The organism is Paraburkholderia sp. MM5384-R2, from assembly GCF_014201025.1.
In the GTDB taxonomy this organism is placed as follows: Bacteria; Pseudomonadota; Gammaproteobacteria; order Burkholderiales; family Burkholderiaceae; genus Paraburkholderia; species Paraburkholderia tuberum.
The window spans coordinates 41598-50859 of the sequence record NZ_JACHDI010000040.1; the positions used below are offsets into that span (position 1 = coordinate 41598).

The window sequence follows — 9262 nt, forward strand, 5'->3', positions numbered from 1 at the left end:
GGCTCGACGTCAACTCACCACGAGACTTTCACATGCAACTTGGTGTCTGCTACTACCCGGAACAATGGCCGCGCGCGATGTGGGCCGACGACGCGCAACGTATGGTCGAACTCGGCATCACGCATGTGCGGATCGCCGAATTCGCGTGGAGCCGTATGGAGCCGCGCGCCGGCGAATTTGACTGGCAATGGCTCGACGAAGCGGTCGAAACGCTCGCGAAGGCGGGCCTGAAACTCGTGCTCGGCACGCCGAGCGCTTCGCCGCCGAAGTGGCTCGTCGACGCGCATCCGGACGTGTTGCCGGTGCGCGCGGACGGCGCGCGCTGGAATTTCGGCTCGCGGCGTCACTACGATATTTCGAGCGACACGTACCGGCGCGAATGCGTGCGCATCGTCACCGCGATGGCGAAGCGCTATGGCCGGCATCCGTCGATCGTCGCATGGCAGACCGATAACGAACTCGGCTGCCACGACACGGTGCCGAGCTATTCGGACGCCGCGTTGCAGCGCTTTCACGCGTGGCTGCAGCGGCGCTACGCAACGATCGGCGCGTTGAACGACGCGTGGGGCAACGTGTTCTGGAGCATGGAGTACCCGTCGTTCGACGCGATCGGGCTGCCGACGCTGACACCCACCGACGCCAATCCGATCCATCTGCTCGACTTTCGCCGCTTCATGTCCGACGAGGTGGCGAGCTTCCATCGCGAGCAGATCGAGGTGTTGCGCGAGCATGCGCCGAACGCGGATCTGCTGCACAACTTCATGGGCTTTTTCACGACCTTCGATCACTATCGCTTCGCCGCCGACAACGCGATCGACGTCGCCGCATGGGACAGCTATCCGATTGCGCGCACTGAGTCGATCGCGTTGCCGGAGGAGCAGAAGGCGCGCTTCGCGCGTACCGGACATCCCGACGTGTCCGCGTTCGATCACGACCGCTACCGGGGCATTGGCGGCGGGCGCTTCTGGGTGATGGAGCAGCAGGCCGGTCCGGTGAACTGGGCGTCGTGCAATCCGATTCCGGCGCCGGGCATGGTGCGGCTATGGGCGTACGAGGCGTTCGCGCATGGCGCGGAGCTGGTGTCGTATTTCCGTTGGCGTCAGTGCCCGTATGCGCAGGAGCAGATGCATTCCGGGCTCAATCTGCCGAACGACGAACTGTCGCCGGGCGGTCTCGAGGTGCAACGGGCCGCGCGTGAGATCGCGGGCAGTACGGCGCTGTCGACGCTCGCCGCGCCCGCGCGCGCAACCACCGCGCTGGTATTCGACTACGAGACGCAGTGGATGTTCGAAATCCAGCGTCACGGCAAGGGCTTCGACTACCAGACGCTCGCGTTCGACTACTACGAGTCGCTGCGCGAACTCGGGCTCGATGTCGATATCGTGTCGAGCCGGGCAGATCTTTCGCGCTACCAGCTAGTCGTGGTGCCGAGTCTCGCGGTGATCGACGCCGCGCTCGTCGAGCAGATCGCGCGTTCGAACGCGCAATGGCTGTTCGGCCCACGCAGCGGCTCGAAAACCGACGCGTTCGCGATTCCCGGCAATCTGCCGCCCGGCGCGTTGCAGCGCGCGCTGCCGATCCAGGTGCTCGAAGTCGAAACGCTGCGCTCGACGCTCGCGCCCGCGCTGTCGATCGACGGCACCGAGGGTTACGCGCTGCACTGGCGCGAGCATGTGCGCGCCAAGGGCGAGACACGCATTGCCGCGCGCTTCGACGATGCCTGGCCCGCGCTGCTGACGCACGGCAACGTGCGCTATGTGGCCGGCTGGCTGTCGCATGAACTGCATCGCACGCTGTTGCGGCAGGCGGCGCGCGATGCGGGCCTCGATACGCAGGTACTCGCCGATGGACTGAGGCTGCGCCGCCGCGGCGGCTTGACCTTCGCATTCAATTTCGGCGCGCAACCGGTGCAGGCGCCAGCACCGCGCAATGCGACGTTCGTGCTCGGCGAGCCGCGCCTGAATACCGGCGACGTCTGCGCGTGGAAAGACGCGTGACGTGGTGTGGTTGTCACGTCACGGCAGGAAGTCAACCAGGGAGGAAGCGGTAGGAGCAGCCTGAAAACTCGCAGTTCAAAACTCGTAGGTTGCAACACGGACGCATCAAACCAGGACCAGGCGGCCCGCAAAGAGCCGCCATTTAATCGATGGAGGATGACGGATGAACCGAAGAGAAATGCTGGGATGGCTGGCGGGCGCCGCTGCGGCGGCGGGTGTCGGCGCGACGCTCGGCGCGCCCGCTGTTGCGGCGGAGCAGGGTGGGGCGCCCGGCAACGCCACGGCGCAGGACGCCGCCGCGCTTGCAAACCGCTTCGCGATGGGCGCGGACGTCTCGACGTTGCTCGAACTCGAAGCGAACGGCGCTAAGTACTACGAGCATGGCGAGGCGCACGACTGCCTGGATATTCTGAAGCGTCACGGCGTCGATTCGATCCGTATCAAGGTGTGGAACGATCCCGGCAATCCTGACTTCTTTCCGGCCAATCAGAGCCCCGCGGCCGGCTGGAACAATGCCGGGCACGTGCGCATTCTCGCGCGCCGCGCCGCCGCGCTCGGCCTGCGTATTCTGATCGACTTCCACTACAGCGACTGGTGGGCCGACCCGGGCAAGCAGTACCCGCCGCACGACTGGGCCGGCAAGGACATCACCGAGACCTGCGCGCTGCTGTCCGCGTATACGTCGAACGTGTTGCGGATGCTCGAGCGCGACGGCGTGCATCCCGAGTGGGTGCAGATCGGCAATGAGATCACCGGTGGCATGCTGTGGCCGCTCGGCAAGTACGATCAGCTCGATAACCTCGCGGCGCTGCTGAAGGCCGGGCACGACGCGGTCAAATCCGTCGACGGGCGCATCAAGGTGATGCTGCATATCGACAGCGGCGGCAACAACGCGACGAGCCGCTGGTGGTTCGACAACATGACGCAGCGTGGCGTCACGTTCGACGTGATCGGCCTGTCGTATTACCCGCAATGGCAGGGCTCGTTCAGCGACCTGCAGGGCAATGTGAACGATCTTGCGACGCGCTACGACAAAGACGTGATCGTCGTCGAGACCGCGTATCCGTGGACGACCAGCGACGGCGATCCGGAACCGGACTCGATGACCAACGTCGGCACCTCGCCGTACCCGCAGACGCCCGCCGGCCAGGCGCAGTTTCTCGGCGCGGTGACCGATATCGTGAAGGGGATCCCCGACGGACACGGCAAGGGCGTGTTCTGGTGGGAGCCCGAGTGGATTCCGACGCCGAACGTCGGGTGGAAAGTCGGCGCCGGCGACCAGTGGGACAACAACACGCTGTTCGATTTCCACGGCAACGCACTGTCGTCGCTGGATGCGTTCCGGCGGCGCTAGCGCATCGCGGGTGACACGCCGGCATCACTGTGCCGGCGATGCCTGCCCCTTGTGCTGGTTCACGCACTCCGACGTGATCGCCATGCTCGCCTGATCGGGCGTCATGTGTGGCGCGTCGGGGCTGTAGATCTTTTCGATGATCGCGTCGACGGCCGCGCGGTCGGACGGGTCTTTGTAGTAGTGGGCGGCCTGCTCGAGCGCCTGAGCTTTGGTCTTTTTGTGTGCGCGCCACGACGCGACCTGGCCGGCGATATCGCCGAGCGCGAAACATTGATCGCTGACGGTCTGCGCGACGGCCTGAGCGGCCGGCTGCGCGATGCACAGCGCGACGAGCGCGGATATGACTACGCGTTTCATTACCGGAGTCCTGACATGAGACGGCGGCGGCGCGGCAGCGGCGGTGATCGCCGCGCCTGGCCGCGCGCGGAAAAATTGTTGCGTAGTGTATCGGGAAGTAGGCCGGGGCGCTTTTCGCCGCCGTGGATCACAATGCCGCAGGCGAACGGGCGTGACGTCGATGCATCACAGCGGCAGCGGCCGATCCTTTAGCCAGGTTTCACGCGCGGCGATGGTTCTGATTGCCGTGCTGCTGTGTGTCGAGCAACTGCTCGCGTTCAGGTAAGCGACAGATTCCAGGCGTTCAGCGAAACAAAAAGCCGCCCTGCGATTCGCAGGGCGGCTTCTGGGTCACCACTCGATCGAACCGTCACCGGTCCCGCTGGCGCGCACATTTCATTGCAGGCTCAATGGCCGAACGACTCCGTCTTCGACGCACCCGCTTCCGCCGCCTGCGGCCGTGCCGCCTGCTTGATCAGCAGCGCGACGCACGATAGCAGACCCGCCACCGCGATCGTCGCGAAGATGCCGCCGAACGAGAAGTGGCGGCGCGCCAGTTCGGCTACGAGGAACGAACCCGCAATGCCGCCGAAGCGGCCGACGCCAAGCATCCACGCGACGCCGGTGCCGCGGCCCACGGTCGGGTAGAACGCGGCGGCGAGCGCCGGCATCGACGATTGCGCGGTGTTCATCAGCACGCCGGCGATGAACACGATCAGCACGAGCGCGCCGACGTTGCCGGCCGCCTGACCGATGAAGTACACGCTGACGGCGGTCAGTGCATAGCACACCGCAATGACGCGGTTCGCGTTGAAGCGGTCCATCAGCACGCCGGCCAGTACCGCGCCGACGCCGCCGAGCGGGAACAGCGCGGAGATCAGCGTCGCGCGTTGCGGCGTGAGGCCGGCGTCCTTCAGCAGGATCGGCATCCAGTTGATCGATGCGTAGAAGATCACGAGGCCCATGAAGTACGCGACCCATAGCATCACCGAACCGACGATGTACGAGCGCGACAGCACGACGCCGAGCCCCTTGCCGCCGGTTTGCGGCGCGGTTTCGGTCATCGTGAAACCGGCGGCCTGCACCGCGTCGCCGGAAATGCGCGCGAGAGCGGCGCGAATCCGCTCGGCCGGCTTGTTATTCGCGACCATGTAGCGGACCGACTCCGGCATCTTTGCGAGCAACAGCAGCAACAGCAGCAGCGGCGTGACGCCGCCGAGGATCAGCACGCTGCGCCAGCCCAGATGCGGAATCATCCACGCGGCGAGAAAGCCGCCGAACGCGGCGCCGAGCGGGAAGCCGCAGAACATCAGGTTGATCACGGTGGCGCGGCGCTTGTCCGGGCAGTACTCGCCCATCATCGTGACCGCGTTCGGCATCGCGGCGCCGAGGCCGACGCCGGTGACGAAGCGCAGCACGGTCAGTTGGTCGATGCCGGTCGAAAACGCCGACGCGAGGCAGGCGACGCCGAACAGCAGCACCGAGCCGACCAGCATCGAGCGACGCCCGAGGCGGTCGGACAACGGACCCGAGCCGAGCGCGCCGCACGCGAGGCCGAACAGCGCGGCGCTCAGCACCGGCGCGAGCGCGGGCTTGCTGATACCCCATTCGGTGATCAGTGAAGGCGCGATGAAGCCGATCGCAGCAGTGTCAAAACCGTCCAGCAGGACGATGACGAAGCACATGAAAAAGATCAGCCACTGGAACGGCGAAAACGGATGCTCGTTGATGAAGGTTTGAACGTTCACAGCGGGGCTGCGGTTCATGATGGTCTCCTGGCAGCGAAAGGCCCGACACGACGAGCTATTCTTCTCTAAGACTGTACGCCGTCTGGCAACGGCGTACGATGCCTGCGGCGGGCCAACTGGCCGTTCATCGGCAATGAATCATCCCGGACGGATCGGTTTGACGGAATCGCACCGGGCGAGGGAATTTGTTCGAATAAAGAACTGTGATTCTCTATGCGAACGCGCGCCACTGTAAGGAATGAAATCGATGCGGTCAACGGGGGAATACCCGAGCTTCGCAGTGGCGGACGTGCCCGCCGATGCGTGGGAGGCAGCGCGCTGCAATAGGGCCGCAGAAAGGACGAGGCGCGCCAGGCTCAACGCGCCAAAGCAACCCGCGAACGGCGTCGAGACATCTGCCCGTCAGGCCGTCACCCCGGGACTGGCCACCGTCCGCTCGATTCGCCCTAGCCGGACCACCGTCACACCGGGGCGTAACTGCCGCAGCGACGGCATCACGAGCATGCAGTTGTCGTAGGGGGTGCGCACCTCTTCGCCGTTCGACCAGCCGATCACGGCGCCCGCCTCGGCGAAAACCTCGAGGCCGGTGTACGCCGCGGCGAAGCTGAAGTCCATGCTGGTCGCGACGACCGGCTGTGTCACGCGCACGATGTACTGCTCGGGCGGCAATGGCGCGAGCCATCCAGGCGGCAGATCCGCTTCGTCGATCACGCCGGCCAGGCGCAGGAAGCGCGCGGTCGTATCGCGCGCGACCGCCACCGCACGGCGCTCCCAGTGCTGGCCGCATTCGATCAGCAGAGCGTTCTTCGGGCTCGCGGCATCGCCGAAGCCTTCGTAGTCGCGCATGCGGCGGCCTTCGGGATGCCCTTCGTCGCAGATCACCGTGGCGGGCGTACCGAGCCGCACCGCGAGGTCGATGCCTTTTTGCAGCGGTCCCGCGACGATCAGCGGCTTGCACCGCTCGTGCATCGAATGCAGGTCGAGCAGCGCGTCGACCGTATCGATCACCGGGCGCATCGCACGCGCGCGCTGCAGTTCGCTCGACCTGCGCGACGTGTCGTCGAGCACCGCCGCCGTCCACACGCGATTGAAGTCCTGATCGACGAAGCGCGCGGCGTCCGGATTCGCCGGATCGAAGCGCCGGTACGCGGCGACGTTCGCGAACGACAGCGTGAGCTGTCCGCGTCGCGGCCGCAACGCGCGACGCAGCAGTTCGTCGACGACGATCGCGCCGCACACTTCGTTGCCGTGCGTGAGCGCGTTGATCATCACGTGCGGGCCGGGCACGCCCGAATCGAACGTGTGGACGTACGCAACGCCCGACGACGATTGCTCGTGCGGCGCGATATCGGGGAATTCGACTTCGATCGGATAGGCTTCCCGGCTCATGGCGGCGTCCTCGGTGAATGGCATTGGTAATCTTTTCGTAAGACGTTGTTATTCCTGGCGCCTTCCGCAAAAGATAGTAAATGTTCTTCAGACATGTGCTTACCGTATCCCGCCACGTCGACAAAATCGTGAACGGATATCAATGACGTGTGGATACGAGGCGCATCTTCAGCGTGCGCGCCCGCGCATCGCCCAATATCGGTTGCCGAGAAAGCCCACGATCACGTAGACGGGAATGCCGCACAGTTGCGCGAGATAGGGCGCGTGCGTGAGATGCAACACCGAAACCATCGTCGCGAGATTGGCCAGGTACGAGATCAGCACGACGATCAGAAAGCGGATGGCGGTGTGCCGCGTGGCCTCCGTCCTGAACGTGAACCTGCTGTTGAGCGCGAAGCTCAGTCCCACGCCTATCGCGTAGCCGACTATGTTGGCAACTACAGGAATCGCGCCCGCCGCTTGCACGATAAAGATGATGGCGGCCGAGATCACCGTATTGAGGCCGCCAACCAGAAGATACTTGATGAACTGGCGAAGAGGTTCGGTACGCGATGCTGTCGTGCGTAGACTGTTCATCGAATGGCCGCCTTCATGCGGCGCTCGCGTATACGGCGTATTGGGCGCCGAGCGGAACATGGCTCAGATATTTTTCGAGTGGACGCAGTTTGGCCAGCATGTGAGGAAAGAAAATCCGGAAGCGCACGACAACGTCGGAGAAGCCTGCATCGAGGCACGCCCGCTTCATGTTGCGCGCGGTGATCAGTTTGGCGTTCACATCGAACTCGCAGGTGTTGACCGCCCTGACGGTCAGCGGGTTCAGCGGATTATGCTCGAAGATGACGACCGTACCCCGCGGACCCACGACGCGTTTCAGTTCGCCCAACAAATGAACGTGCTCGGCGTGATCGATATGATGGAACACGCACATCGCATAGGCGAGATTGAATTCGCCCTGCTCGAAAGGCAGCGTGTGGCCGTCGAAGTGGACGAAGCGCGAGGAATCGGGAAAGCGGCTTTGCGCGACTTCCAGTGAACGCTCCGATACATCCGCGCAGGTGAGCTGTGCGTTTGGCAAATAGCGCTTCACCCAGGGAATCGACGTGCCTACGCCCGATCCGAGATCGAGCATGCGCGGGCAGCGCATCGCGTCGCGTCATCTCCGGCGATGTCGCGAATCTTGTACTCGGCGAAAAACTCCGGCGCTTCTCCGGACGCCGCAATGTTACGGGCGTGCAGCGAAAGATACTCGTCAGCAAAGCTGTCGAACTCGGCTTTGCCCATGCTATTCATCCTCACCGTAAAACATCGGTTCCAAAGGCCACTGGAAAACGATCGAACGTGACGGTTCATCTATTGCCTATTGTCGCCACGACCCAATCATACGGGACCGCGAGAACAATCGCATTCCCTTGCATATCGACCGTCCTCATGTTGACGGTATATCAGTAAAAAGTGGTTGTTCGTATTCCGATCTGGTAATTCCGTTGCGGCTCTAATTCGACATTTATCCCGATGGTTTAGAGGGTGTTAGACATTTTTGTTAAGGGCCGCAAAGTGGACAGGCATAAGCACGGCCAATACGACGAAGTGCAAACCGGCCAGGGTTTCAGGCAATCGCTCGTAGTCTCTGGCCAGTCGGTGGAAGCGGTCGAGCCAGCCGAAGCTGCGCTCGACCACCCAGCGGCGCGGCAACAGCACGAAGCCCTTTTTCGCCTCAGGCAGCTTGATTACCTGAAGCTCGATGCTTCGTCCAGTGCCGCCTGCGCAGGCTCTTCGCCGGTATATCCCTGATCGGCGAACGCCAGCTTGACCGTCTGGCCCGTCGCCTGCTGAACCTGACGTGCCAATTCTCCGACCTGCGCGCGCTCCTTTTCGTTGCCCGGCGTAACATGCACGGCAAGCAACTGCCCCAAGGTATCAACCGCCATGTGGACTTTGCTGCCGCGCTTGCGTTTGTAGCCGTCGTAACCAGCGCGAGGCCCACTCTCGCAGGTCGACTACCGCGTCCGCCCGTCGAAAATGACCGCGCTGGGTTGGTCACGGCGGTCCTGTGCGATCCGGATGATCGAACGCAGGTCATTCACAATGGCCTCGAAACAGCCTGCCTGAATCCAACATTGCGTCTGCTGATAGACCAGTTCCCACCGTGGAAAGTCATTGGGCAACAAACGCCACGGTGCACCCGCGCGTACGATCCAGCGCAGCGCGTTGAACATCTCGCGCAGTTCGTGGCGGCGCTACGGTGCATCTTTGTTCATCAAGGTCAGGTACGATGCGGCGAAATACCACCCTGCATCCGATACATCCGTTGGGTATGGCCTGCGTTTTCTCATCCCGCCAGGATGATATGACTTCTCGTGTCAATATGATCGGTTCTGTGTTTTCGATGTTTGAATTTCCTGAGGGCGACGTAGCAGTAAATCTCGACGGTGGATCAA

General features: G+C 63.5%; 8 protein-coding genes and 1 pseudogene. 2 read left to right on the plus strand and 7 right to left on the minus strand.

From position 1 onward, the window contains the following. Window positions 1-32 precede the first annotated feature (32 nt). Window positions 33-1997, plus strand: a complete 1965-nt coding sequence (locus HDG37_RS35550; protein WP_184055838.1) for a beta-galactosidase — start codon at window positions 33-35, stop codon at window positions 1995-1997. A gap of 163 nt (window positions 1998-2160) precedes the next feature. Beyond that, window positions 2161-3351, plus strand: coding sequence for an arabinogalactan endo-1,4-beta-galactosidase (locus HDG37_RS35555; RefSeq protein WP_184055840.1), 1191 nt, complete (start codon window positions 2161-2163; stop codon window positions 3349-3351). Between the two features lie 24 nt (window positions 3352-3375). Here the strand turns inward: HDG37_RS35555 and HDG37_RS35560 are convergent, their stop codons facing one another. The 7 genes and pseudogenes from HDG37_RS35560 to HDG37_RS35590 form a co-directional block, all read right to left on the minus strand. Further along, complete coding sequence (locus HDG37_RS35560; RefSeq protein ID WP_184055842.1) at window positions 3376-3708, minus strand: hypothetical protein; 333 nt, start codon at window positions 3706-3708, stop codon at window positions 3376-3378. 386 nt (window positions 3709-4094) lie between these two features. Further along, entirely contained in the window at window positions 4095-5453 is a 1359-nt protein-coding gene (locus HDG37_RS35570) for an MFS transporter (protein ID WP_184055844.1), read from the minus strand. A gap of 384 nt (window positions 5454-5837) precedes the next feature. Then, window positions 5838-6824, minus strand: a complete 987-nt coding sequence (locus HDG37_RS35575) for a M14 family metallopeptidase (protein WP_184055846.1) — start codon at window positions 6822-6824, stop codon at window positions 5838-5840. Between the two features lie 168 nt (window positions 6825-6992). Further along, window positions 6993-7400 carry a GtrA family protein gene (locus HDG37_RS35580; protein ID WP_184055848.1) on the minus strand — a complete coding sequence of 136 codons (408 nt, stop codon included), beginning with the start codon at window positions 7398-7400 and terminating at the stop codon, window positions 6993-6995. A 13-nt stretch (window positions 7401-7413) separates the two neighbouring features. Further along, entirely contained in the window at window positions 7414-7953 is a 540-nt protein-coding gene (locus HDG37_RS35585) for a class I SAM-dependent methyltransferase (protein ID WP_221312255.1), read from the minus strand. Then, window positions 7929-8105 carry a hypothetical protein gene (locus HDG37_RS38915; protein WP_221312256.1) on the minus strand — a complete coding sequence of 59 codons (177 nt, stop codon included), beginning with the start codon at window positions 8103-8105 and terminating at the stop codon, window positions 7929-7931. The genes HDG37_RS35585 and HDG37_RS38915 overlap by 25 nt, the downstream gene beginning before the upstream one ends. Window positions 8106-8351: 246 nt before the next feature. After that, a pseudogene (locus HDG37_RS35590) lies at window positions 8352-9157 on the minus strand (IS5 family transposase). Between the last annotated feature and the right edge of the window lie 105 nt (window positions 9158-9262).